Source organism: Collinsella aerofaciens (assembly GCF_015558785.1).
GTDB lineage: Bacteria > Actinomycetota > Coriobacteriia > Coriobacteriales > Coriobacteriaceae > Collinsella > Collinsella aerofaciens_P.
Window position 1 is genome coordinate 51,295 of record NZ_JADMOP010000003.1, and the last position, 26,731, is coordinate 78,025.

The 26,731-nt window shown below is 61.1% G+C and carries 17 protein-coding genes; 3 read left to right on the plus strand and 14 right to left on the minus strand.

What is annotated here, in order from left to right; translation table 11 throughout:
* Window positions 1–11 precede the first annotated feature (11 nt).
* Both I2G40_RS02195 and trhA read right to left on the minus strand, forming a co-directional pair.
* Window positions 12–1,385, minus strand: a complete 1,374-nt coding sequence (locus I2G40_RS02195) for a hemolysin family protein (RefSeq protein WP_195544048.1) — start codon at window positions 1,383–1,385, stop codon at window positions 12–14.
* A 109-nt stretch (window positions 1,386–1,494) separates the two neighbouring features.
* Complete coding sequence (gene trhA / locus I2G40_RS02200) at window positions 1,495–2,178, minus strand: PAQR family membrane homeostasis protein TrhA (RefSeq protein WP_195544049.1); 684 nt, start codon at window positions 2,176–2,178, stop codon at window positions 1,495–1,497.
* Between the two features lie 186 nt (window positions 2,179–2,364).
* On the opposite strand from trhA, the gene I2G40_RS02205 reads away from it, so the two are divergent.
* Window positions 2,365–3,330 (plus strand): alpha/beta hydrolase, encoded by a 966-nt coding sequence (locus tag I2G40_RS02205; protein WP_195544050.1) that lies wholly within the window; start codon window positions 2,365–2,367, stop codon window positions 3,328–3,330.
* A gap of 251 nt (window positions 3,331–3,581) precedes the next feature.
* Here the strand turns inward: I2G40_RS02205 and I2G40_RS02210 are convergent, their stop codons facing one another.
* From I2G40_RS02210 to I2G40_RS02235, 6 genes are all read right to left on the minus strand, one after another.
* Complete coding sequence (locus I2G40_RS02210; RefSeq protein WP_195544051.1) at window positions 3,582–4,787, minus strand: DUF362 domain-containing protein; 1,206 nt, start codon at window positions 4,785–4,787, stop codon at window positions 3,582–3,584.
* Window positions 4,788–4,994: 207 nt separating this feature from the next.
* A complete protein-coding gene (locus I2G40_RS02215; RefSeq protein ID WP_195544052.1) occupies window positions 4,995–7,661 on the minus strand; it encodes an ABC transporter permease in 2,667 nt (888 codons plus the stop codon).
* Between the two features lie 8 nt (window positions 7,662–7,669).
* Window positions 7,670–8,383 carry an ABC transporter ATP-binding protein gene (locus I2G40_RS02220; protein WP_229090615.1) on the minus strand — a complete coding sequence of 238 codons (714 nt, stop codon included), beginning with the start codon at window positions 8,381–8,383 and terminating at the stop codon, window positions 7,670–7,672.
* Between the two features lie 93 nt (window positions 8,384–8,476).
* Window positions 8,477–9,682 (minus strand): ABC transporter permease, encoded by a 1,206-nt coding sequence (locus tag I2G40_RS02225; RefSeq protein ID WP_195544054.1) that lies wholly within the window; start codon window positions 9,680–9,682, stop codon window positions 8,477–8,479.
* On the minus strand, window positions 9,669–10,856 hold the full coding sequence (locus tag I2G40_RS02230; RefSeq protein ID WP_195544055.1) for an ABC transporter permease: 1,188 nt from the start codon (window positions 10,854–10,856) through the stop codon (window positions 9,669–9,671). Before I2G40_RS02230 ends, I2G40_RS02225 begins: the two co-directional genes overlap by 14 nt.
* Before the next feature lie 9 nt (window positions 10,857–10,865).
* The gene (locus I2G40_RS02235; RefSeq protein WP_195544056.1) at window positions 10,866–11,804 is read right to left on the minus strand and encodes an ABC transporter ATP-binding protein; all 939 of its coding nucleotides are present in this window, start codon (window positions 11,802–11,804) and stop codon (window positions 10,866–10,868) included.
* A 197-nt stretch (window positions 11,805–12,001) separates the two neighbouring features.
* Here I2G40_RS02235 and I2G40_RS02240 point away from each other — a divergent pair, with 197 nt between their 5' ends.
* Both I2G40_RS02240 and I2G40_RS02245 read left to right on the plus strand, forming a co-directional pair.
* On the plus strand, window positions 12,002–13,147 hold the full coding sequence (locus tag I2G40_RS02240) for a sensor histidine kinase (RefSeq protein ID WP_195544057.1): 1,146 nt from the start codon (window positions 12,002–12,004) through the stop codon (window positions 13,145–13,147).
* Window positions 13,144–13,773, plus strand: a complete 630-nt coding sequence (locus I2G40_RS02245; RefSeq protein WP_195544058.1) for a response regulator — start codon at window positions 13,144–13,146, stop codon at window positions 13,771–13,773. Before I2G40_RS02240 ends, I2G40_RS02245 begins: the two co-directional genes overlap by 4 nt.
* 577 nt (window positions 13,774–14,350) lie before the next feature.
* On the opposite strand, the gene I2G40_RS02250 is transcribed toward I2G40_RS02245, so the two are convergent.
* From I2G40_RS02250 to I2G40_RS02275, 6 genes are all read right to left on the minus strand, one after another.
* Window positions 14,351–20,653, minus strand: coding sequence for a Spy0128 family protein (locus I2G40_RS02250; protein WP_195544059.1), 6,303 nt, complete (start codon window positions 20,651–20,653; stop codon window positions 14,351–14,353).
* Between the two features lie 469 nt (window positions 20,654–21,122).
* Window positions 21,123–21,464, minus strand: a complete 342-nt coding sequence (locus I2G40_RS02255; protein ID WP_195544060.1) for a 4Fe-4S dicluster domain-containing protein — start codon at window positions 21,462–21,464, stop codon at window positions 21,123–21,125.
* 7 nt (window positions 21,465–21,471) lie between these two features.
* Window positions 21,472–22,560 carry a hydrogenase large subunit gene (locus tag I2G40_RS02260; protein ID WP_195544061.1) on the minus strand — a complete coding sequence of 363 codons (1,089 nt, stop codon included), beginning with the start codon at window positions 22,558–22,560 and terminating at the stop codon, window positions 21,472–21,474.
* Window positions 22,561–22,565: 5 nt separating this feature from the next.
* Window positions 22,566–23,282, minus strand: coding sequence for an NADH-quinone oxidoreductase subunit C (locus tag I2G40_RS02265; RefSeq protein WP_195544062.1), 717 nt, complete (start codon window positions 23,280–23,282; stop codon window positions 22,566–22,568).
* Complete coding sequence (locus I2G40_RS02270; RefSeq protein ID WP_195544063.1) at window positions 23,282–23,836, minus strand: NADH-quinone oxidoreductase subunit B family protein; 555 nt, start codon at window positions 23,834–23,836, stop codon at window positions 23,282–23,284. Before I2G40_RS02270 ends, I2G40_RS02265 begins: the two co-directional genes overlap by 1 nt.
* Before the next feature lie 12 nt (window positions 23,837–23,848).
* Window positions 23,849–26,731: a proton-conducting transporter transmembrane domain-containing protein gene (locus I2G40_RS02275; RefSeq protein ID WP_195544064.1), complete on the minus strand. Its 2,883-nt coding sequence runs from the start codon at window positions 26,729–26,731 to the stop codon at window positions 23,849–23,851.

Below are 26,731 nucleotides of genomic sequence, written 5' to 3' on the forward strand. Positions count from 1 at the left end.
TCTTCCTTGCCCTACTCGTCGCCGTCGTGCGGGTCCGCAAAACCCGCGTCCGGCGCCGCCGGCTTATCTGCCGAGGACTCGGAATCCTTCTTATCGGTTTCGGCCGGAGCGATCACGCGAATGAGCGAGATGCGCTGGCCACGCATCGACTGTACCTTGAACTTGTACCCCGCAACCTCAAACACCTCTCCGATATCGGGCACCGAGTCGCAAAGCTCCAAAATCCAGCCGGCGATGGTCTCATAATCATCGCTTTCCTCGAGCGGCCAACCAAGCTCAATCGCGTCATCGCACGAAAAACGCCCATCGACAAGCCACTCGCGGCGCGAAAGGCGCGTGAGGTACTTGTTGTCGGGGTCGAACTCGTCCTCAATCTCGCCCACGATCTCCTCGACAATGTCCTCGATGGTGATGATGCCGGCCGTGCCACCGTACTCGTCCACGACCACTACGATCTGGTCGTGCGAGGTCTGCATCTCGGACAGCAGCGGCAGGATGTCCTTGGTGTCGGGCACAAAGGTGGCGTCGCGCAAAAAGTCGGCGATGGGCTGGTCACCCTTGCCGTCGAGCGAAGGCTGAATCAGGTCCTTGATGTGCGCGATGCCGGCGACGTTGTCGGGATCCTCATGATAGACGGGGATGCGGCTAAAGCCGGTCTGGCGCATAGCGGACAGCACGTCGGCGACCGTCTCGTCGTCCTCGCACATGGTGGTGTCCACGCGCGGCACCATGACCTCGCGGGCAACGGTGTCGCCCAGGTCGAAGATCTCGTGGATCATGCGCTTTTCCTCGTCGAGCAGGTCGTCCTGCTCCGAGACCATGTACTTGATCTCTTCCTCCGAGACGTTCTGGCGGTCATCGGCGCTCTTGATGCGCAGGATGCGGGCCAAGCCGTCTGAGCAGGCACCGGTCAGCCACACGAGCGGACGGGCGATCTTTTGAAATACGGAGAGCGGTCCCACGACCTGCTTGGATACGCCCTCGGCGTTAGCGAGGCCGATGCGCTTGGGCACGAGCTCGCCAATCACGATGGACACAAAGGCGACGGCGACGGTGATGATGACCGGCGCCAGGCCGCGCGCGATGGCGGAAAGCGGCGCGATGCCAAAGCTCATGAGCCACGTGGCAAGCGGGTCGGACAGGCTCGTCGAGGCGACGGCGGACGAGGCAAAGCCCACGAGCGTGATGGCGACCTGGATGGTAGCGAGCAGCTGATCGGAATCGGCGGCCAGCTTAATGGCGTGCTCGGCGCGTTTGTCGCCTTCCTCGGCCTCGTGCTCCAGCACAGCGCGCTTTGCCGTGGTGAGCGCCATCTCGGACATAGAAAAGTAGCCGTTGATGAGGGTCAAAACGAGGGTGGTGATAAGGGAGATGGTTATGTCCATCGGGAGTTTCTCGAACCTCCAAGATTCGGGCGTCAGGGTAAAACATTGATGGCGGATACGGCAATTGCGCCGGCGCCCAAACGAGAACGCGGGCGCGCAGGCATGGTCGCTAGATTACGAAGAGGATCACCGCCATGAACTGGAAGATGCTGCCGGCGAGCACCCACAGGTGAAACACGCTGTGCAGATAGCGCACGTTTTTGGCGATATAGAACGGCACGCCCGCGGTGTAGCACACGCCGCCGACGGCGAGCAGGGCAAGCGCCACGGGGTTGAGCAGCTCCACAAGTTCGGGCAGCTTAAAGACAACGAGCCAGCCCATCAGCAGGTAGACCAAGCCACTTACCCAGTGCGGTTGACGCTCGCGCATAAAGCACTCGAGGGCGATGCCGATAATGGCGATGGCCCATACGGCAAAGAACAGCATAGGACCGCCGTCATTTGCGAGTGTGATGAGGCAAAACGGCGTATAGCTGCCGGCTATGAGCAGGTAGATGCAGCTGTGGTCGATAATGCGGAACACGCGCTTGGCGCGCGCGGGCTGAATCGCGTGGTAGAGCGTGGAGGCTAGGTATTCGAGGATAATGCTGACGCCATAGACAATCGCCGCGGCCATGTGGGCCGGACCTCCGCCGCGCAGGGCGGCGAATACGATCAAGAGCACCAGACCCGCGATACCCAGCAGGCAGCCGACACCATGGGTGACGGAGTTCATGATCTCCTCGCCCACCGTGTAGTGTGGAACGGCCGCGGTCTTGGGTCGCGGCTTGGAACTGTCGCTCGAATCGGACATGCCGGTTACATCCTCCAACGTAAAGAGTTCTCAACACTATATCAAAGCGTCTAGGTACGTGCGAAATTTGCACCATACGCGACCCTTTGTTTACCCATTCTTTGCCTGTTGACGCATCAACGGCGAACGTCCATAATGCGCTTGCATTGAATGTTGACGTATTAACATCTTATAGGAGAATACCGCATGGCTCAAAACGCACGTTCCCATCGAAAGCTCAAGATAGCCGGCGTCGCTGCGCTGGTGGCTGTCGTTGTGCTGCTCGGATTTGCCGGCAACTTTCTGTTTGACTTCGCGCTGAACCCCCAAGCGCCGTACACCATGAAGATGATGCAGGATAGCAAGAACGACAAAGAAGGCGAGCAGCCGGATGCCGAGGAAACCGAGGCGCGGGCATGGTTTAAAGAAAACCGCAAGAGCAGCAGCCTTACCGCAGATGACGGAACCGAGCTCGCCGCTTGGTATTTTGCCGCCTCGGAGAACACCCACGATTACGCCGTCTGCCTGCATGGATATACCAACGAGCCCATCGGCATGGCCCGATACGCCAAGCGCTTCCACGACCGCGGCATGAACGTGCTCGCGCCTGCCGCCCGCGCCCACGAGCGCTCCGGCGGCGACTATATCGGCATGGGCTGGCCCGAGCGGCTCGATGTCGTCGCATGGATTGGGCGGATCGTTCAGGCTGACCCCGAGGCGCGCATCCTGGTCTTTGGCGAGTCGATGGGTGCGGCAACCGCCATGAACGTCGCGGGGGAATCTCTGCCCGCAAACGTGAAATGCATTATCGAGGACTGCGGCTATACGAGTGTTTGGGACGAGTTTTCCCTGCAGCTCAAGGACGTGTTCGGCCTGCCCAGCTTTCCCTTGCTCGATGTAGCAAACTTGGTGTGCAACGTGCGCGCGGGCTACGACTTTCATACGGCGAGCAGTGTGGAGCAACTCAAACACGCGACGGTTCCCATGCTGTTTATCCACGGCGACCAGGACACCTTTGTGCCGTACGACATGCTCGACCAAAACTACGACGCGTGCGCCAGCAAAGTCAAGCAAAAGCTCACCATCCATGGCGCCACCCACGCCAAGAGTGCGCAAGTTGACCCCGAGCTCTACTGGAACACGGTCGATGACTTCCTCGACGAGTATTTTTAGGCAAAAAGCAACGTCTGGGGCTTTATCTGACCACCTATTTTCGGAAGTATGCGGCAAAATCTGGAACTGTCGACCAGACCGCAGTTTTACCAACAATTTATCAGGGGTTTTGTTGCCAAAAAATGTCGTGTGCTCGGCGGTCTCGAAATTTACCGCATACTTCCGGAAAGCCGCCCGCGAGAGCTGTGCTCGCGGGCGGCTTTTGCTAACGTTGCGCTACAAAAGCGCTCGATATGTCCAATGGACAGGTGCTACTTGACCTCGATGAGCTCGTACTTGCTCGTGCCCAGGCCGATCTTCTCGGCGTGCGCGATGCACACGCGCCAGTCGGTGTCGGGATGCGTGATGCAGAAGGGGTCCTTGGCCTGCTCGCCCTCCAGATGCTCGTGGTTGTGCTCCATCTTGGCCGCGCTATCGGTGAGCTCGGTGTTGGGCAGCGGCTCGGATGCCATGACGGCATCGGCGCAGGCCTGGTCGATGGCGACCGGGTCGAAGCTCGCGAACATGCCGATATCGTTGACGATAGGCGTATCGTTTTCGGGATGGCAGTCGCAGTTGGGACTGATGTCCATGGCAAGCGAGATGTGGAAGCTCGGGCGGCCGTCGACAACGGCCTTTGTATACTCGGCGATCTTGCAGTTGAGCACGTCGGCCGCGGCGTCATAGCCGGGCTTGATGCAGTCCTGGTTGCACGCCGCAATGCAGCGGCCGCAGCCCACGCAGCGATCGTGGTCGATGGTGGCCACGTGCACCGTGCGAGTAGCGCCGCTGGCAAGCTCGCGCTCGCGGGTGCCGTCGAACGAGACAGCGTTGTGCGCGCAAATCTTTTCGCAGGCACGGCAGCCAACGCAGTGCTCGGTCGAGACGTTCGGCTTGCCGGCGGCATGCTGCTCCATCTTGCCGGCACGGCTGCCGCCTCCCATACCCAGGTTCTTCATGGCGCCGCCAAAGCCGGCCTGCTCATGGCCCTTAAAGTGGGTGAGGCTGATCACGATATCGGCGTCCATGAGAGCCTGACCAATCTTGGCCTCGCGCACGTACTCGCCGCCCTCGACCGGGACGAGCGCCTCGTCGGTGCCCTTGAGGCCGTCGGCGATGATGATCTGGCAGCCCGTGGCATACGGGGTAAAACCGTTCTGGTAGGCGGTATCGATGTGCTCGAGCGCGTTTTTGCGGCTACCCACATAGAGCGTATTGCAGTCGGTGAGGAAGGGCTTGCCGCCCAGCTCCTTCACGACATCCGCGACGGCGCGGGCGTAGTTGGGGCGCAAAAAGCTCAGGTTGCCCAGCTCGCCAAAGTGAATCTTGATGGCGACGAACTTGTTCTCAAAGTCGATCTGCTCAATTCCGGCATGACGGATGAGGCGCTTGAGCTTGTCGAGCTGGCTCTCGCGAGCATGCGTGCGCAGGTTGGTGAAGTACACCTTAGCGGGTGCTGCGGGTGCAGTTGCGGTCATAGATCTATCCCCTCGGTCTATATGGCGTTACAGACATAAGAGGATGGTACCAGTTAAAGCAGAGTTAAAGTCAAGTACGGCACCTAGTCATTGGGAACGTTCTTAAATGACCAGTCGCAAGGGACACTCTTTCGCCGCCCGGCAGTTAGGGACAGTCCTTGCCAGCCGGCCGGCGAGCCGACGAATGGCAAGGACTGTCCCCGATGGCTACTCCTGCACTTTGAGGGCTTCGGCCAAGCTGACGCGCTTGATGGAGCGCGTGTGCAGCAGTGCCACGATCAGGTAGGTCGCAAAGCCGATTCCTGCGCACGCCGCCATGGACCAAGCGGGCACGTAGATCTCGATATTGCCGTTGTAGGCGAGCAACATCGAGCGGAAGATGGCCGTGAGCGAGCCAATAATGACCGGCAGGCTCAGCACGAGCGACGCCACCACGCACAGCGTGATCGAGCGGATGTACAGATGCGAGATCTCGCCATCGCGATAGCCAAAGACCTTCATGTAGCTAATCGAACGGGCGCTGTGGTCGATCACAGCCTTGGTCAGCAGGTACATAAACAGCAGGAAGATAAACACCGCGAGCCCGACCATCATGCCGATCATTTTGCTCATCATGCCGATGAACTGGTCGCCCACGGCGCGCATGTCGTCGGGCGTGGTGTCGCCGGCAAGGTAGCGCGCGTCGAGGTCGAGCTTCTCGTCGCTCACATAGCCGTTAAAGTAGGCGGCGTCGTTGTCGAACAGCTCGTTAAAGTCTTCGATACTCATATAGATATTCATGTCCGACTTGGAGCCCCAGGCACAGTCCTTGCCCACGTACTCAAAGGAATAATTCTCGCCCTCATACTTGTCGTGGAACGTGACCTTCTGCCCCTCGCTCCAGCCAAACTTGTCGAGCAGGCCGCCGCCAAAGACGACGCGCCCATCGCCAACGTTGAGGTCTTTCCAATAGCACGAATCGGGCGAGATGCCGTAGACAGAAATCGTCTCCTCGCCATTACCATCGCCGCGGTCGTATTGCAGCTGGTAAACGGCGTATTTCTCGGCCTGCGCGATTGCGCCCGCGCCGTTGTCAATCGTGTTGACCGGGTGAATGTCGTCGTTGTCGGTGTCGATCTTAGAGGCCTTGTCAATCAGGTCGATAGCCTCGTCGCGGTTGCAGCCGAGGATATCGGCAAGGTCATCGAGGCGCGCATAAAGCGCATCCTTCTTGTCCTGGACCTTGGTAAGCGCATCCTGCGCCGCAGTCAGGCTCTCGGCAGACGGAGATGCGGTCGCGGCATCGGCTGCCGTCTGCGCCGCATCGGCCGCGTCGTCGAGCTCGTCATCGGCATCTTGGGCGGCAGAAAGCAGCGCGCCGTCAACCGACTGCAAGCACTCGAGTGCCGACCACTGCTCGCGCTCCTCGGCAGTGCCCTCGAGCTCCAGCGGAGCCTTGAGCGTGTACTGGTGCTCGGCGACCAGGCTCGTCTCGAGGTTGTCCGCGTAGTGCGTCATCGTGGGCAGAATCGCCAGGCCAAAGAGCAGCAGCAGCGAGGCAAACGCAATGCCCACGAAGAGCGTGGCGAAGTTGCCCAGGTTGCGCAGGAAGATACGCAGGCGGAAGCGCGAGACAAAGCCCATGCGCTCCGGCAGCTGCAGGCCGCGCTTGGTGCCAGACTTGCCACTCGCCTCGTGACGAAGAAACTGCAGCGGCGTCTTGCCCATCTTGCGAAGCAGGCCCACCAGCGTGATGAGGATGAGCGCAGCGGCGGGGACCACGGCGCACTTCACAAAAATCTCCCAGCTCCAGTACACCTGGAAGGGCGGCAGGCTGTACGAACCGTAATAGAGGCCTCGCATGGGCTCGGTAAAGAACGCAATGCCGAGCGCGGTGCCCAAAAGCGCCGCGAGCACGCCCACGATGGCGGGAAGCGCCAGGTAGTGCAGGACGATCTCGCGACGGCGATAGCCGCTGGCGAGCAGTGTGCCGATGATGGCGCTCTCCTCCTCGATGGTGGCGTCAGTGAGCACCACAAAGACAAACGCCATGATCACGATGATGATGTCGAGCAGCGTCATCCACATCATGGAGTCGCCGTCCACGTCGTCGCGCGCATAGCCAATGCCCTGGTTGGAATCGGCGTCGACAAGATCGTCCACGCGCGTATCGGCGTCGGTCAGTGCCTCGACCATATCTTGCTCGGCGTCGATGCGGTCTGCAGTGGAGAGATCGCGATCGGCAAAGGTGAAGGAGTAGGTGTAGGCGGGTGCGCCACCGGCATCCTCGAGCGCGGCAAAGCCGGCATCGGTGACCTCGGCCACGCCGTACGTGATGGTGTTCACCGTAAAGTCCGAATTGTTGAGGAACAGCGCTTGGCTATCGGGCTGGGTCATGATGCCGCAGATGGTGTAGGTGCGACCCTCGAGCTCGACCTTATCGCCCACGGCAAGGTCGTTGTTGGTGGCAAAGACGCGGTCGATAGCCACCTCATCGTCCGTCTTGGGCTCCTTGCCCTCACAGTAGGACGCGATATCGACCTTGGTGCGGTGCGCATAGGTGCGCAGCGTGCGCTTGGTGCCGTCGTCGCCAGACGCCTTTTTGATGATGGCGTCGATGGAGAAATTCTTGTAGAGCGTGACGCCGCCGACGTCACTGGCCGCGTCCTCGGCGGCCTTGAGCTGGTCTTTGGTGGCTTCGAAGGAGGTGGTCACGCGGCCGTCCTCAATCGTGTACGCATCGCGCATGTCGTCGATAAGACAACCGATGGAATGCGCCGCGAGCAAAAAGCCCGAGGTGAGAGCGATGCTTCCGCACATAAGCAAAAAGATGCCCAGGTACTTGCCGATATTGCGGCGCAGCTCGCGCGGGAGACGTTTTGCGAGAGGTGTCATGGCGCCGCCTACCAATCGAGTTCGGCGGCCGCGACGGGCGACTCGTTGAGCTCATCCTCGACGATGCGCCCGTCGCGCAGGCGCAGCACGCGATTGGCCATGCGCGCGATGGCGGCATTGTGGGTGACGATGATGATGGTGCAGCCGTAGGTGCGGTTGACATCCTCCATGAGCTGCAGGATTTCCTTGGACGTCTTGTAGTCGAGCGCGCCCGTGGGCTCGTCGCACAGCAGCAGGCCCGGATTTTTGACGAGCGCACGGCCGATGGCGCAGCGCTGCTGTTGGCCGCCCGAGACCTGGCGCGGGAACTTGTTGCGGTGCTCGTAGAGACCCAGCGAACGCAGCAGGTCGTCGATGTTGAGTGGCTTTTTGGACAGGTGCGCCGTGACCTCGATGTTCTCCTTGATGGTGAGATCGGGCACCAGGTTGTAAAACTGGAAAATAAAGCCCAGCTCACGGCGGCGATACTCGCCCAGGTCGGCAGGCTTGAGCACCGTGAGGTCGCAGCTGTCCACCATGATGGAGCCGCCGTCAGCATCCTCCAGGCCGCCGATCAGGTTGAGAAAGGTCGACTTGCCCGAGCCCGAGGGCCCCAGCATGACGCAGATCTCGCCGCGGTTGATGGACGCGTCGATGCCATCGAGTACCGTCAGGCGCGCATCACCGTCGCCGTAGTGCTTTTTGAGATCCTTAACCTGGACGTAGGCTTCCTGCGTTGCCATGGTATCCCCCATTGTTAGCCTCGTACTACTTTATGAACGTAATAGTAAACCTTGGCGAACTATTTTGGGGCGAGGCCTAGGATTTATTTCAGACTAGGCGCGGGATTTGGCGCGTGAGAGGGCCAGGCCTACGGCGGCAATGGCGGCGGCGAAGAGCACGGTGACGCCCAGGTCGCAGGCGATGTCGCCCAACACGGCAGACGTCAGGTCCGAAGCGAGCGCCTTGCCAATCGCGTCGTTCACCCAATACGTCGGCACAAAGTGCGCCACCGTCTGCACGGCCGAGCCCATGAGCGACAGCGGCATCCAAGCGCCGCCCAAAAACGTCATGAGCATGCCGAGCAGGTTGCCCACACCGTTGAGCAGCTCCTCACGCGCACCCAGGCTCGAAAGGGCAAAGCCAACGGCCAGAGGCGTGCACGCCAGGGCAAACGTCGCCGCCAGCGCCAGGCACACACGACCCACGCCGACCTCGGCAACCGCGCCGGCAAAGCCCACGACGCCCATCATGCTCGACACAAACCAGATGCAGACGGTGAGCACTGCGGCAGCCGCGAACACGGCAAGCGAGCGCTGGCGCTCGGAGACCGGGCCGGCATCCATACGACGCACGCGCTCGGGCTCGTTCATGCCCGAGAACACCAACCCCACCGATACGATGACCGACGAGATAATCGCGTACGCGCCAAAGTTGAAATACGACTCGAGCGTGGCGGCAGCCGTCGAGTCGACCTTGACCTGCTCGATCTGGACCTCCGCGCGCTTTGCAGCGGCATGCTCGGCGGCCTTGGCAACGTCGCCGTTAGAAGCAGCGGGCTCAAGCGCCGCCGCAGCGCCCGCGAGCGAAATCCAACGCGAGGCCTCGGCAGACGAAAGCGCCGCCGCCATGGTGCCGGAGCCGTATGTCACGTCGAGCTTGGGCAATGTCTCCCCCGCACGGGCAGTCGCAATAAGGTCGTCCTCGAACCCCTCCGGAATAAAGAACACGCAGTCGGCGCTGCCCTTGGCGCTGTTGCTCTTGGAGAGCGCGTCTGCAAGGTCGTACGTATCGTCGCCGATGCCCGTGACCAGCTCAAAACGCGACCCCAGGTGCTTGGTGAGCGCACGCGAAAGGTCGCTGTCGTCGCGGTCGACCACGATCACGTTGGCATCGTAGGGCTTGTACTCGGTGAGCTGCGACGAGTTCCAGCTCACCGAGGCAGCAATGAACACGCCCATCAGCGAAATGAACACCGTATAGATGAGCAGGTAGAACGGGTGCGCCAGCGCCATACGAAGCGCGGTCTTAAAGGTGCTCATAGCGGCTCCTTCCAAAGATCAGCGTGGCGGCGGCGACAAACACCAGGGCCATCAGGACGAGCGCGCCGGCGCGAACGGCAAAGGGGCTCAGGTCCTCAAAGAAATACAGGCGGTTGAACATGTCGCAGATGAGCTTGACGGGGTTGAGCCAGCACTCGGCCGGGCAGGCGCGGGCGACGTCGTCGGCAAGCGCCATCGCCGGCTCGCCGTAGAGGCCGGCGAACAGGGCGCACGTGGTAGCAAAGCCCGTGAGGATGCCCGACTTGGACGCCTTGCCGCCCTTAACGGGAAGCGTGCCCACAAAGAGCCCCAAGCCCGTGGCGGCAAGCGCGGAAGCGGCGGCGCCCACCAGACACAGCCCCTCGCGCCCGCCAAAGTCGACGCCTACAACCAGGCGCACGTAGCCGATCGCGATCGTCATCGAGGCAAAGGAGACCAGCCACGAGCCCACAAAGATGCCGGCCAGCGACGCCGTCTTGGAAAGGCCGCCCACGCAGCGACGCGCGCCAAGGCCGGACAGATTGGGTTGCAAATCGACGACGCTCAAGGCGGCAAACTCGGCAGACATCATCGCGACCAGGCCAAAAAGCGCGTAGTAGTAAATGACCGTGCCATCGGGCGTGGTGCGTGTCAGGCTTACGCGGCGGGTACCGCCCTCGAGCGACAGGGCGCGCGCAACCGCCTCCGGGTCGGCGAGCGCCGCCGGGTTGTCCTGGGCAATCTGGCGCATGAGCTCGGCATTTTGCGTATACGAGCTTGCCACCGTCTCCAGGATGCTGCGGTCGGTGAGCACCGACGACGCACGCGAGCCGTCATAGCTCGAAAGCAACGTGAGTTTGGGCGTGCCTTCGGCGTCGACCGTATAGATGCCCGCGACCTCGCCGGCCTTAAGCGCACGGTTCGCATCGGCTGCGTTATCGCACTCGTGGATCTCGAGCAGTTGGTCGTCGCCTTCCTTGGCAAGCGACGTCGCCACGTTCTTAAAGGTCGAGGCGTCCCAGGCCTCATCCGCTACGACGGCCACCGGCACCGGGTCGACCGTGCCGTCGGAGCTGAGGTTCGCAAACATAAACATGAACATCGTGGAAAGCGCGACGGGAAAGACCGCACCCCAAACCCACGTGCTCGGCCGGCGCAGCAGCGTCTTGACCGTAATGATAATGGTGTTGAACATGGCTGCCCCCTAGTCGCGCAGCTCGCGGCCGGTGATCTCGAGGAACACGTCGTTGAGGGTCGGCGGCTCGCTCCACACGCGGCCGAGCGCAACGTCGGCGGCGCGCAGCGTGTCGAGGATGTCGACCAAATTGTGCGGGCTCGCTTCGCAGGTGCAGACGAGCTCGCCGCCGGACAGCTCGACGCTGAGCACGTGCTCAAGGGCGCGCAGCCGCTCGACTGTGGCGAGCTCGACGGCGCCAACCTCGACGGTCACGCGCTCGCCCATCTGAATCATGCGCTTGAGCTCGTCGTTGGTGCCCTGCGCCAGCACGCGGCCGCCGTCCATGATCATGATGCGGCTGCAGATTTGCTCGACTTCCTCCATGTAATGGCTGGTATACACCACCGTGGCGCCCTCGTCGCGCAGGCGGCAGATGCCCTCCAGGATGGCGTTGCGGCTCTGCGGGTCGACCGCCACCGTGGGCTCGTCAAAGAAGATGAGCTCGGGCTTGTGCGCGATGCCGCAAGCGATGTTGAGGCGACGCGCCAGGCCGCCCGAGAGCTTGCCGGGGCGAAACTTGGTAAAGTCGCCCAGGCCGACAAAGTCGATGGCATCGTCCACCAGCGCGCGGCGGCGTTTGCGGTCGTTGACGTAGAGACTGCAGAAATAGTCGATGTTCTCGCGCACGGTGAGCTCATCGAACACCGCCACCTGTTGCGGCACCACGCCGATGCGACGCTTGAGGTCGTAGCGGGCGGGCGTCATGGGCTCGCCAAAGAGCTCGATGGTGCCCTTATCGTAGGCAAGCAGCTGCAGGATACAGTTGATGGACGTGGTTTTGCCCGAGCCGTTGGGGCCGAGCAGGCCAAAGATCTCGCCGGGGGCGATGCTCAGGTTAAAGTGGTCGAGCGCGATAAGATCGTCGTAGCGCTTGACGAGGTTTTCGACGTGGACGATGTCTGTCATGAGGCGGCCCTTCTGTTGGTCATGGCCCGGTACGATTGCATCATCGCAGGAGCCGCCGGCGCGCGCCAGTGAGCTTTGTCACGAGTGCGGGGCTTGGCCGCATGGCCCGCCGGCGCTCCCAATTTACCGTACAGGAGGAATGTCACGGTTGCGCGGGCGGCCCCTCCACCACACGCGACTTCGCGTACAATACCCGTATGAACAGGCTTTTCGACAAATCGATCGTGCTGGCGTGCTGTATCGCAGCCGCCACGGGCCTTGCTGCGGACGCTCACCTGGTCGCGGCGTTTTGCCTTGGCGTTATTGCCACCTCGCTGGCCGAGGTTACACAGGAGGAACGTACGCGCCGCATATGCGAGGCCGCAAGTTACGCTTACATCATCGCGGCTGTCTTCGTGCCGCCGTTTGTGCCGTTTGCGCCTCTCGCCCTCTATGACATCGCGCGGCGGGTGCGCCGTGAGCACGCCTGGGTCGCGCTGGGCATTGGCGCCACCTTTGTCTTTGCACTCGTCGCAGACCTTCGCACCGACGCGCTCACCGCCCGAACGCTCCTGCTGACCGCCATCCTTTCGGTTGCCGCCACCTTGCTGTCGCTACGTACCGCCCAGTTGGAGCGCGAGCAGCAGCGCATGCGCCGTACCCGCGACGAGCTGCAGGAACGAGCCCTCGCGCTCGAGGCGCGCAACCGCGATCTTGCCGACCGCCAGGACTACGAAGTCGAGCTCGCGACGCTCGCCGAACGCGCCCGCATCGCGCGCGAGATCCACGATAACGTCGGGCACCAGCTCACGCGCGCTTCGCTACAGACCGAGGCCCTGCGCGTGGTCCACGCCGACGAGCCCGGCGTCGCCGCCGATTTCGCCGACGTCAAACGCACGGTTGACGAGGCGCTCCAGCTCGTACGCGCCAGCGTCCATGCGCTCAACGACAACGCCGTCGACCTTTCCGTGCAGCTCGAACGCATTGTTGAAGGCACGCGCTCGGACGGCGGCCCGCAGATTGAGCTTGAAGTTATGGCCGAGCACGCGCCCGCAAATGTCGCCAACTGCTTTGCGGCGGTCCTGCGCGAGGCGCTCTCCAACACCATGCGCCACGCTTGCGCCCATGCTGTCACCGTACGGTGCATGGAACATCCGTCGTTTTACCAGCTCATTGTTACCGACGATGGTATTGGCGAGGTTCGGGCGAGTACCCGCAACGCCACAGAAGGCATGGGGCTCGGCTCCATGCGTGAGCGCGTCGAGGCGCTTGACGGCACCTTCACCGCCGGCCCGCGCGCCGGCGCCGGCGGCTGGCGTGTGTTTGCCACCGTTCCCAAACGGCAAGGAGATGAGAGTCGATGAGGCTCATAGTTGTCGACGACGACCGCTTGGTGGTCGATTCGCTCAAGATTATCCTGGGCGCCCAGCCACAGATCGAGGTGGCGGGCACCGGCGCCAACGGCGACGACGCGGTGGCGCTCTACGCCGAGCACGCACCCGATATCGCGCTGCTCGACATTCAGATGCCAGGGCGCGACGGCCTTTCGGCGGCGCGCGAAATCCTTGAGCACGACCCCGCGGCACGCGTGGTGTTTCTGACGACATTCTCAGATGACGAGTACATTGTGTCGGCGCTCAAGCTAGGCGCCCGTGGCTATCTGATCAAGACCGATGTCGCCGCCATTCCTCCAGCCTTGGCGCAGGTCATGGACGGCAAACACGTACTCGAGGGTAAGGCGATAGAGGATATCGACTTTGATGGGGCGGGCGTCGAGGCCGACACGTCTCGCCGGCCCGCGGCCTTTGTCAGCCTGACCGACCGCGAGTTCGAGGTCGCCGAGCTCATCGCCCGCGGCCTCGACAACAAGGAGATTGCCGCCACGGCTTATATGGGAGAAGGCACGGTGCGCAACCACATCAGCTCGATCCTGGCCAAAATGGGCCTGCGCAACCGCACCCAAATCGCCATCGCCTACCTGCGAGGCTAGCCGCCGGCTGCCGCCAATTTGATGCCATTTCAAAACTATGCCGGTTTACTACGATGAACCGCATATCTCCGACCACGGCAAATTGCGCACTTACAAAACCGCAGATAGAACACTTGCGATATTTGCAAAAATGCGGGTGTGGTCAGGAATCTCGGATTCATCGTAGTAAACCGGCATAGTTTTGTTCGGGCAGCTCTGCACGAGTGTCTCCGCCAGCCTCGCGGGACCAAAATGATCCGTTTTCCTCCGTCCCCAAGGGATCAGCCGGAACCGCTCGCCACGAAATCGGCCCATCTACTACGTTTGACTCGATACCCCTGACCATACCTTCGTTTTGAACAAAACCGCAGGCGTTCTACCTGCGGTTTTGTTTTCGCGTTTTTTGGCATGGTTGGGGGTAAGGGGCTAAACGTAGTAGATAGGCCGGTTTCGTGGCGAACCCTTCTCGCCTACGCACAAAAGCGCCGCCACGGAGGAGGGAGATACCTCCGTGGCGACTGGGGGTGGGGGTGGGGGCTATGTTCTGGCTCCCCGCCGGCCGCCCGGGGCCTTTTGGCCCCGGGCGCTGCCAGCGTGCCTAGCGCTTACGGATACCCCAGACCAGGGCACCGACGCCGGCCATGGCAATGACGAATGCCATGAGCAATGCGGCAGTCTGCTGGTCGCCTGTGGTGGGCAGGAAACCCTTGACCGTCTTGACGATGTTCGTCACGGTCTTAGGCGTGCCGGGATCGGGCGTCGGCACGGGCGTCTCGGGCTTCTTGTACGTGTTGTTGAACACGATACCCTCGACGCTCTTGTCGCCCTTGGTAAAGGCGACGTTCGCCTTGAGGTTGCCCTCGCCGTCATCGACCACGTTGACGGTCACGGTAAAGACGGACTTGTCGTAGGTCATACCGACCTCGTCGCCCTTGACCTCGCTGATGGTGTAGGCGTGCGTACCGGGCTCGTCGTACTCAAACTTGTCAAAGTTGATCTTGCCGTCGGCATCGTTGGTAACCGTAGACTCGATGTCCTCGCCAACGAGCTTAAAGCTAAACTCGTCCTTCTTGAGTTCGCGTCCCTCGAGCACCTTGATAGCGCCGATGGAAACCTGCGTAGGCATGGCGTGATACTTGTTGGTAAAGCCAGCCGACTCGGTGGTCCCCTCGAGCTTGTGCGTCGCGGTCAGCGTGCCGTCGCCGTTGTCGGAGACGGTGGTCACGACGGTGTAGGTCGTGCCGTCATAGGTGACGCCCTTGTACAGGCCGAGCGCGTTGGGGCAAGCCTCGCGCAGCGTGTACGTGTGCGTGCCGGGTGCCTCGTAGCGGATCGGGCTCAGCGTCACGGTGCCGTTAGCGTCGTTGGTGCCGTTAGCGACAACCACGTCGTCCTCGAGCAGCTCAAACGTGAACTCGCCAGCTGCAAGGTCGCGGCCGGTCAGACGCTTGACCGTCTTGACCTGATCGGTCACGGAAGAATCGGTGGGCGTCACGCTGTAGGCGTTGGTGAATGTGAAGGCCGCACCGTCATCGCCTTCGTGCATGACGCTCAGATGTCCGACACCGTCGTCAGTCACGGTGTAGGAAACCTTGCGCGTGGCGTTGGCGTCGTTGGTCACGCCAGGGGCGCCACCGGACTCGGTCACCGTGTAAGTAAAGGTGTGCGAGCGCGGAGCGGTGGGGGCTGCGGGCTCGGACTCGTCGTTGGACTCGTCGGTGTCGGCATCAGCGCCGGCGTCGGCCTCTTCAGCCTCTGCCTCGTCGGCCTCAGCCTCGTCAGCTTCGTCCGCCTCGGCCTTATCGGTCGCATCGTCCGTCACGCCCATGGCGCGGTTGAGATCCTCGAGCGTAAAGTGGATCTTGCCAAAGTCCACGTTGCCGGCCGCGTCGTTGGTTGCGGTCGTGCGCTCGGGCATCGGGGCACCCGCCTCATCGGCGGTCACGGTGAAGGTGAACTTACCCGTGATGTCGGCCGGGGTCAGGCCCTCGGCAGCCTGGAGCTTCTTGGTGCCAGCGAGCGCAGCGTCAACGGCGTCGGCGCCGTAGACGTTCTCGAACAAGGGCTCGACGCCGCCGTAGTCGACCGTTGCCGTCAGGGTACCGTCACCGTTGTCGACGACGATAACCTTAAAGCCAAAGCTCCACGTTGTAGCGGAAACGCCATTCGGCAGCCCGAATAAATCTTCGTAGGCCGTGTAGTTAATGGTCCAGGCAAGCTTACCGTCCTTATCGGTACGATAAGCAAGCCCAGCAGCCTCAAGATTAGCAAGCATCTTAGTGTCGTAGTGCAGCGTATCAAAGCTCACGTGCCCGCCGATATTGGGCTTGAGGTTTTCGTATGCCACAAGCTCACCCTGATAGGCGATGCCGAACCAGAACTCGCCGTCGGCCATCGGGCGGCCGGTCAGAGTCTTGGTGGCAACGACCTGAGCGGCGGTGCCGCCAGGCGTGTTGGTCGTAGCGCTGTAACTGTTGTGGAACGGCACCAGGGCCTTCTCGACCTTGTTCTCGCCACTCTTGTGGACCGTCTCATGCGTGCCCCCGGGACCGCCGGAAACGGTCGTCGTAGCAGTGAGCGTGCCGGCGGTGTCGTCGGCGATGGCGATCGTCACCGTGCGCACGGCGTCGTCGTAGGTGTAACCGGGCTGGCCGTCGTTCTTCTCGGCCACGGTGTACGTAAAGGTCTTGCCGGCGTCAGCCTGCGTAAACTTGACCTCATGGCCAGCCAGGATGTCGATCAGGCCGACTGTTGCCTCTGCCGTCGCAGGGGACTTGAAGTTGTTGGCTCCGGGCAGCAGGCCAAGCGCGTTGGCCGAGGCCTCGTCGGCAGGCGTCACGGTAAACGTGAACTGACCCTCGGTCATAGGACGTCCGGAGAGGCTCTTGCTGAGCTTGAGGCCGCCGGCCGCGGTGTAGTTAAGCTCAGTGCGGTACGTGTTGGTGAAGCGTCCGTTTTCCTTCTTGGTGACATTGGCGGTCAGCTTGCCCTCGCCGTCCTCAGTCACGGTCACTTCGGCGGTCGCGACATGCCCGTCATACGCCATGCCGGCCGCGTTACCCGCGTTCTCGCGGATCTCGTACGTGTAGGTTCCGGCAGCCGTGTAGCGGATCTTGCCGAACTTGACGGCAGCGATGCCATCCTTCGCATCGTGCTTGTTCACGGTCACGGTTGCAGGATCGGGCAGCGGAGTGCCCTCGGCGGCGGTGATGGTAAAGCTGAACTCGTCGGAGTCCGTCCAGTCGCGACCGTCGATAGCCTTGCTCAGATCAAAGTCGAGCTCTGCGTCGTACGGGGTCACGCTGTAGGTGTTCTTGAAGGTCGCAGCCGTGGCGTCCTTCAGGACATGCTTCGCCTCGAGCGTGCCGTCGCCCTTGTCGGCGATGGTGGTCTCGATGGTGTACTCGGCATCGCTGTAGGTGATACCGCCGGCGTTGCCCTTGAGCTCGCGCAGCGTGTAGATGTGCTTGCCGGGCTTGGTGTACTTCACGGGGCTCATCGTGATCTTGCCATCGGCGGCGTTCTTGCCGGTGGCGACGACCTTGGCGTCCTTGCCCTCGCCCTCGACGAGCTCGAAGGAGAACTCGTCGGCAGCAAGCTCGCGTCCGGTCAGAACCTTGGTCGCGGTGATCTGGTCGGTGACGCTCGTCTCGACAGGCGTCGCGCTGTAGGTATTGGTGAACGTAAATGCCACATCGCCGTCCGGCTTGTGGGATACGCTCAGTTTGCCCTCGCCGTCATCGGTCACGGTGAAGGAAACCGTACGCGGAGGCTTGGCGTCGTTGGTCACGCCAGCGACCTTGCCGGACTCGGTCACGGTGTAGGTAAAGGTGTGCTCGCGCTTCTCGGGCTTCTCGCCCAGAGCCTTGTTAAGGTCGTCAAGCGTAAAGGTAATCTTGCCAAAGTCGACCTTGCCCTTGGCATCATTGGTCACGCTCGCGTTCGCGGGCATGGGTGCGCCCTCTTCACCGGTCACGGTAAAGGTGAACTTGCCGGCAATGTCAGCCGGGGTCAAGCCGTTGGCGACCTGCAGGTTCTTGATGCCCGCAAGCGATGCCTCAGCGGCATTGGTGGTGTAGGCGTTCTTGAACTCGATGCTCTTGACGTCCTTGGCATCCTTTAGCTCATGCGTGGCAACCAGCTGGCCCTTGCCGTTATCGCTGATGGTCGTCACGATGGTGTAGACCGTGTCGTCGTAGGTAATACCACCGGCGTTACCCTTAACCTCATGCAGCGTGTAGGTGTGCTGACCGATCTCGGTGTACTTGATGGGGCTGAACGTCACGTTGCCGTTGGCATCGTTCTTGACGGTCTCGACAGGCTTGAATTCCTTGTCCACGATCTCGCGCAGCTCAAAGCTGAACTCACCGGCCGTAAGGTCGCGCCCGGTCAGAGACTTGGTCACGTCAATCTTGTCGGTAACGCTGGACTCAACAGGCTCCGCAGTGTAGACGTTCTTGAACTCGGTCTCGTCGGCTTCGCTCCAAGTCACCTTCACAGCGGCGCTGAGCTCGCCCTTCTTGTTGGGCGTTACCGTCACGGTGATCTCCGCGACGTTCTTGCTGTAGGCAATGCCGTCAACCGTGGTCCCGGCGTTCTTTTCGCTGACCCTGTAGACGTACGTGCCAGGCTCGGTGTATTTGATCGTACCGAAGTCGATGACAGCCTTACCCTTGTCGTCCAGGTTCTTCTTGGTCGTAGCCGCAGTCGTAGCCGCAGGCATCGGGGCTCCGTTCTCGGACGTCAGCCCAAACTCAAACGTGTCCTCTTTCGTCCAGGCGCGGCCTTCGAGCACCTTGGTCAGGCTAAAGCTAGCCTTGGTCTCCACCGTCGCCGGCGTCATGTTGTACGCAAAGCTGATCTTGCCGTTGTTGCCCAGGTAGGAATTGACATGCGTCGCGGTCGCCTTGGCGGACGTGTTGTTCCACTTGGGGTTGAGAACGTCTTTCGCGGTCTCGGTGTTGTTGCCGCCCACGTTATCCTTGGTGGTGTGGAGCTCGTCGATAAAGGCCAGGCGTGCGGTTCCCACAGTAAACACCAAGTTACCGTTCTCATCGGGAACAATCGCGCCGTCAAACTTCGCAGCGTCGCCGCCGATAAACTCGATGACGGCAGTGGCGGATTTGGCCTCGCTGTTCTCACCCTGCTCCTCAAACTCATCCTTATAGTAATAGGTGCCGGTATCTGCCAGCGAATTCTTTGCGGGCTGCTTGCATTCCTCATCCGTGTAAATAGGAGTCTGCTTCTGGAAGTAGTAGTAGCGGTTGGTGTCGGCAGGCTCAAAGGTCGCAACCGTATTACCCAACGCACCGCCGCTCCACTTGTTCGCGTAGAAATTCACGGTCTTGGCGCCGTTGGCTACGGTCGTATTGTTCTCGATGTAATCCTTGAACCCCGTTACCTTCTCGGGCATAAACAGGTTGTCGAGCGCAGTGCTCTTCACGCTCGAGGTGTACTTCACGCGGATAGGCTGAGCGCTGTCGACCGAAAGCTTGCCGTCTACAGTCTTAAAGTGGCTCAGCGGAATCAGCGACGCAGGAATGCTGACCGTTACGACATCGCCCTTCTGGGGATTGTCGTCACCAGCACGCTGCACGGTAATGAGCAGGTCTTTTGCTTTGCCATCGAACTCGTACGTATCGGTCTTGGTTTCTTTGTTGAACGTCTTGCTCGGATTGGTAAACGGCGTGCCGTTGATGACGACCTCGGTAAAGCTGTCGACCTGCATAAAGTCGCCCAGCTCATCGGTAAACGTGATGTAACCGGACTTGGTCGCGTCGTAGCCCTTATCAATTTCGGTCGGATAAGGCGCCTCCGACGTAATGGCCTGTGAGATGTCGTCGAAAACCTTCTTGAGCTCTTCGGCATTGGTCGCTGACTTGTAGTAGTCGGAGTTTTCCGCGCGTGCACCATGAGCATTCCATGCCGTGGCATTGGGGTAGTTGCTCGATACGGCCTGCATGAACTTGTTCTCTTTTTGGCTTTTTCCCGAATCCTGGATACCAGCGCTGGGGTCCGCGCCATCAAAGATGCCGATAGTATAAACGGTGGCCTTGCTGTCCTTCATGTTCTTGGCAGCCGTCACAGCCTTGTTGGCGACGCCAGAGTCGAACGTGTTGTCACTCGTTGGAGTGCCGTCAGTAAAGAACACAACGACCTTCTTGGCGCCTGCGCGACCGGAAGGAATATCCCTAGCCAGTTCCAAACCATAGTCGGCATGCGTGGCACCGCTGGGCTGAATTCTCTTAATGGTGTTCTGGAGAATGGTCACATTGCCGCCAGAGCAATCGGTCAGGCCCTTCATTACCTGTGTGTAATTGTAGTTGTACCATCTTCCATACGTATCGTTGCCGATATTGTTGGACTTCTCGCCCGCAAACTTAACAATGGCAACCCTATGTTGCCTATCGACACCCTCGATACTCTCGTTTTGTTTGGCGATGGTATCGATAAAGCTGTTCGCAGCGTTCTTCAGCGCATCGATACGCTTGGTGCGATCTCCGCCACCCATAGGATCATCCATCGAGCCAGATGCATCCAGCACCATCACGATGTCGAGCGGCGTAGTAACCGTCACGGTTGAATTAGACGTCGAGGACATGGCCGAAAGCGTGGTCAGAAAATCCGACTCTTCGTTTTCCTCAGTTGCCTCGACCGTCTTGTCGGTCCAGATTCGGCCGATGTTTTGAGTCGTTACTTTATTACCGTTGTGACCGGCCGCCCAGATTTCCCAGCGTCCGCTGGTGTCGGGATCGACGACGACCTTTCCGCTCATTGTCGGTCCGTCCATTCCGGTACTGGACCTGGCGTTGGCCTCGGGCAGCATGGCAAATGCTGCAGCCGGCAACACCAGCACTACGGTCAGCATCACCGCCAAGAGACCCCTCGTGTACTTACTCATCGCGTCTCCCTTCTCGCAGGCTCAGACCTTGCATCAGCCTAAAGTTACGAAATGAGACACAATTAGGGCAGGTGACACACGTTCCAGATTCATTTTTAGGCGTGAGACAAATGTCTCACCAAAGTTGAGACACGAGCGTTTTCGCAGGAAAACGGTTGCGACTCAAGATCGACGGGACAAAAGGGCCCGTTTTCCTCCATCCTTGGGGGATCAAGGGCTGGTACTGATATGGCGCCATTTCAAGACCATGCCGGATTACGGGGCTAAAGTCGGAGTCCTCATCCATACCCCCTATTTTTGAAAAATGGCAGGCCATCTACCTGCGGTTTTGTTTTTGTGGTTTTCCGTATGGTCGGAGGTTCGCCATCCAGCCCCGTAAACCGGCATAGTTTTGTTTGCGGCGGCCCAATCGCGCGTTCACGCGCGGGGCCGGCGGGGCATTTTTGCCCCACCGGCCCCTATTCCAGCGCTATTCCGGCTTGGTTTCTACTGTGGGAGTCTTGTCCGCTGCGACTGGGGTGCGGGCGGTGTCCATAGTCAGGCAGCGCTTGGGGCAGCTCTCGATGCACTCGCCGCACACCACGCAAGCATACGGGTCAATCGACCACGTTCCGCCCTTGCGATCGACCGCGAGCGCGCCCGCCGGGCAGCGACGTGCGCACATGCCGCAGCAAATGCACACGTCCATGTCGTTGACGATATGCCCGCGCAAGCGCTCGGGCGCCGTCAGCTTCTCCTGCGGATAGCAAACCGTGACCGGCTGCTTGACCATAGAACCCAAGGCCGTCTTGGCAAATGTCAGTAAACTCATGCCGCGCCTACCTTTCCGTGCAGCTAATGCAGGGATCAATGGTCAGGATAATCATGGGCACGTTGGCAAGGAGCACGCCCTGCAGCGCATGCGTCAGACCCGCCAGATTTTGCGACGTCGGCGTGCGCACGCGGAAACGGTCCAGATTCTTGGTGCCGTTGCCGCGCACATAGTAATACGCCTCGCCGCGCGGTTGCTCAATCACAACCTCGCCGCGCGCGCCGTCGGCCGGCGTAAGCTTGGTGCGCCCGCCGATGCCGTCGTGCGGAATCTTGCACACAAGCTCCTTGATGATGTCCATGGCCTGCGTGACCTCGGCACAACGCACCTGGCAGCGGGCATAGCAGTCGCCGTCGGTGGCAACGATCGGCTCAAACGCAGCCAGATCCGCATAGGCGCCGTCACCGAACATGCGCACGTCGTAGTCCACGCCCGAGGCGCGACCGAACGGGCCGACCATCGAAAGCTCCAGCGCGTCCTTCTTGCTGATCACGCCCACGCCGTGCAGGCGCTCGCCGCAGCTATTGTCGTCCAAAAACGTATGCACCAGGGCCTCGTAGTCGGGACGCATGGCGTCAAGCGTCTGGACAATGCCCACCAGCTCGGAGTCCTCAATGTCGTGTTTAAGGCCGCCGATCTCGTTGATCGACAGAATCACGCGACCGCCGCACGTACTCTCAAAGATCTTGAGAATCTGCTCGCGCAGGGTCCACGACCGATAGAACAGCGCCTCAAAGCCAAAGGCGTCGGCGAGCAGGCCCAGCCACAGCAGGTGCGAGTGAATGCGCGAAAGCTCGTGCAAAATGGTACGGATATACTGCACGCGGCCAGGCACCTCGATGTCGAGCATGCGCTCGCAGGCGCTGGCATAGCCGCAGCTGTGGCCCACGGCGCAGATGCCGCAGATGCGCTCGGCGATGTAGCCAAACTGGTGCATGTCGCGCTTTTCGGTGAGCTTCTCGAGTCCGCGGTGCACAAAGCCGATCTGCGGAATTGCCTCGAGAACGCGGTCGTCCTCAATCACCAGGTCCAGATGAAGCGGCTCGGGCAGCACCGGGTGCTGCGGGCCAAACGGAATAACGGAGCGATGCGCCATGGACCTTACGCCTCCTTTTTCTGCTTGTCGCGGGCGGCCTTGGCGGCAAGCGCCGCGCGGACCTTGGCCGCTTTCTCGGGATCCATGGCGGCGAGCTTTGCCTCCATCTCGGCGGCCTTGAGCGCAGCCTTTGCAGCGACCTCATCGTGCTGAGCATCGGAGCCGGCAGCCGCAGCGGGCTGAGCAGCGGCGCCCGCGGCATCGTCGGCGCCCGCGGCGGGCTCCCCTGCAGCAGCCGCAGCCGCAGCGGCCTTCTCGGCCGCGGCCTTGCGCGCCTTGGCCTCGGCAGCGGCGCGGACCCTCATGGCCTTCTCGCGCGCAGTCTTCACCTCGGGCGTGATGACGCTCATGGGCTCGGCAGTCGAAACCTGGTAGAAAAAGCCCTTAAAGTCGATCTGCATGTCGGTGATGGCAAGGCCAAACAGGTCGTGGGCCTCATTTTCAAACGGGAACACCGCGGGGTAATACGAGCTGATGGACGGAATCTCCTGGTACTGGTCGATACCCTCAACCACCAGGTTCTCGATCGCATAGCTGCCGTCCTGCGCAATCTGCTCCTGAGCAGCACGAACGTTGATAAACGTATAGACCAAGCGATACGAGCCGTCGTCGACGTTGCGTTCAGCGTGCATTTGCACAAAGCGCGCGCCGACGCCCTTAAGCGCCTGGACATGCGACAGGAGCTCCTCGATCCCGACGGTGGTATAGATAGCCTTTTGCATTACTCGGCCTCCTTTGCAGCGGCGGTCGCGTCGCCGGCCTCCGCAGCAGCCACAAACCCGTCCTCGCCCAGCTCAACGCCGCCGTCCCAAGTAGCGGCACCGCCCACGGTAAGCGGGTCGCCGCCGGCGCGCATCACGGCCTCCTTCTGGTCCAGGATGCCGCACGCCTCCACGATGGCATCGATCACCGTCTCGGGGCGAATGGCGCACCCGGGCGCGTACACGTCCACGGGAATTGCGCGGTCCACGCCGCCGATCACGTTATAGGCATCGCGGAACACGCCGCCCGAACACGCGCAGATGCCGCACGCCACCACGCACTTGGGCTCGAGCATCTGGTTGTAGATCTGGCGCACGACAGGCAGGTTCTGGGCATTGACCGACCCCGTCACCAAAAAGATATCCGCATGCTTGGGGTTGCCGGTGTTGACCACGCCAAAGCGCTCCGCATCGAACAGCGGCGTGAGCGCGGCCAGCACCTCGATATCGCATCCGTTGCAGCTCGAACCGTCGTAATGAATAACCCACGGCGAGCGCGACATTTTATGATCCATGGATGCCGCCTCCTAAATAAATACGTCGACGAGGATGGGCATAAGGTTGAGCAGGCCAAACACCAGCGCCACGCCCCATCCGAGCCTAAAGCAGCTGCGCCAGGTGCTGCGTGCGAAGGTGTTGTCGATCAGGACCTCGACAAAATACGTCGCGACCATCACGACCAGGGCAACCACCCAGCTCACCGGGTTGTCCCAGACAAAGAACATGCCCACCCACATCAAAAACAGTACGGTCTCGCACCAGTGCATAAGGGTCATCTTGGCCAGCGTGCCGCCGCTCATCTCAGTGGCGACGCCCTGGACGATCTCCTGATGCGCATGATGCGAGTACGAAAGGTCAAACGGCGACTTGCGCAGCTTGATGGTAAGCACCGCGAGCAACGCGAGAAAAATGGGTGCGCTGTACACGATGATGGGGGCCGACTGCCCCGTCACGGCGATGGAATCGAAGCTGTCGGTGGCAAGGTACAGGCCCACGCTCATCAGCAGAACAGCGGGCTCGTAACTCATAACCTGCAGCAACTCACGGTCGGCGCCGACCTGGGCAAACGGGCTTTGCGTCGAGGCGGACGCCAGCACCACAAAGATCGCGGCGAGGGTCACCATAAACGCACACAGCAGCGTGTTGGAGCCCGACACAAAGATGCCGCCGCCCACCACGGTAAAGATGAGCGCACACGCCATATAGGTATCGTCCATGGTGTTTACGCTGGCAGGGGCTTTGCGCAGCAGCTTGGCAACGTCGTAGAAGGGCTGCAGCAGACGCGGACCCACACGGCCCTGCATGCGGGCGGACAGCTTGCGGTCAACGCCGTCGATCAGGCCGCCCACAAGTGGCGCTAGCAGGGCAAACACCACGGTACCAATAAAGATGCCCACGACACCCGAGCCTTCGAAATACTTGCCACGCAGCACCGAGGGCGCGCTCATGGCAAGCCGCTCGGGTCCAATCCATGCGCAGCACAGCAGCGCAAACAAGATAATGCTGCAGCACACGACGCTGCCCGCGGGGCCGATACGCTTCTCGCCAAGGGCGTCCTCCGAGTACCAATTGCGCTTTTCGGCCTTCACCTCGTGTCCCATCGAGCCGCGGAAATGGCGATATTTGTCGGTTCCCACGCCCGAAAGATATACGTTTACGTGCGGTTTGTTGCTCACGCGGAATGAAGTCAGCAGCACCACGGCGATAAACGCCACGATAACCACCATCAGATACATGGCGTCCTTGCCGATAACGTACGGCACGCGACCAAACACCATGGCCAAGTAAGGCGACACCAGACCGCTCGAGATAACCGGGAACGCCACGCAGCACAGAATCAGCAGCGCGGCGATGGTGTTGAGGGCCATCCATTCGGTCTTATGGACATTGACCTCAACGTTTTGAGCCGTGGGGTCGACGCCCGAAAGCTTGGCAAGCCACTTGCCCCAGAAGTAAAACGTCGCGGCCGAGCCAAAGGCCAGCACCATGATCATGAGCACGTTGCCGGTCTGGGCAAACGCCACCAGGGCGCCCCACTTGGACACGAGCATGCCAAACGGCGCCACAAACATGCCCATGATGCCCAGCATCATCAGGCGCGTCAGGTGCGGCATGCGGCTGAACATACCATCCATGTCCTCGATATCGCGGCTGCCGATATGATGCTCGGCCGTGCCCACGCACAGGAACAGCAGCGACTTAGCCACCGTGTGAAACAGGATTAGGAAGATGGCGGCCCATACGGCCTCGGGCGCGCCGACACCCAAGCAGGCGCTGATAAGGCCCAAGTTGGAAATGGTGGAGTACGCGAGCACACGTTTGGCGTTGCTCTGCGAGATGGCCATGAGGGCAGCGAGCAAAAACGTGATGGCACCCACACTCGTAACCATAAAGCCGGTCACGGGATAGATGGCATAGAGCGGGCTCAGCTTGACCATTAAGAACACGCCAGCTTTGACCATGGTTGACGAGTGCAGCAGGGCGCTCGTGGGCGTGGGGGCAACCATGGCGCCCAACAGCCAAGTGTGGAACGGCATCTGTGCGGCCTTGGTGAGTGCGGCGAGCGACAGCAGGATGACCGGCATCACCAGTAGCGCGGATTGCACGGTTCCGGCGCCGGAAAGCTCGATCATGCCCGAGATGGTCAACGGCATACCGTTAACGCGCAGGAACATGAGTCCGGCCAAAAACGCGATGCCGCCCAGCATGTTAAGGATGATCTGGGTGAAGGCGTTCTTGATGGCCTCGGGCGTGCGCGTGTAGCCAATCATGAGGAACGAGCACACGGTGGTGATTTCCCAACCGCAGAACAGCCACTCCAGGTTGTCGCTCGTCACGATGACGAACATGGCTGAGAGGAACAGGAACATAAGCGCCAGGAACTGCGGGCGACGGTCGGGCGCGGTCTGCCCGCGCAGCGCGGCCTCGTGCTCGTCGTGGGCCTGGAAGTCCTTCATGTAGCCCAGGGCATACACGCAGATTAGGCTGCCGACGATACCGACGGCGAGGACCATGATCACACTCATGTAGTCCAGGTAGAGCGGCGTCGCCGTGACGGCTTCGGCCGCGGGCAGCGTCATGGCTGCAAAGGCGAGCGAGCCCACCAGCTGGACTATGCCGAGCACCGTGGTGAGCGCGTTCCTATATTTGTACGCGTTGTACAGGATGACGGCGCACAGAATTACGTCGATGACGGAGCTGATGATCGAGAGCACATGCGAGGTGCCGGGGGCAACCTCAAAGCTCTGCGGACCCGTGCCAAAAAACATGACGGCGACTACAACTGTCACCGCCATAATAATGCCGGAGCCTATGAGCCCCACCGCATCGCGGGCACGGTCACCGCGCGCAAGCAGCATGCCCAGCGCCGGTACCAGCGGAAACAGGGTAAGGAAATACAGTAGCGTCAT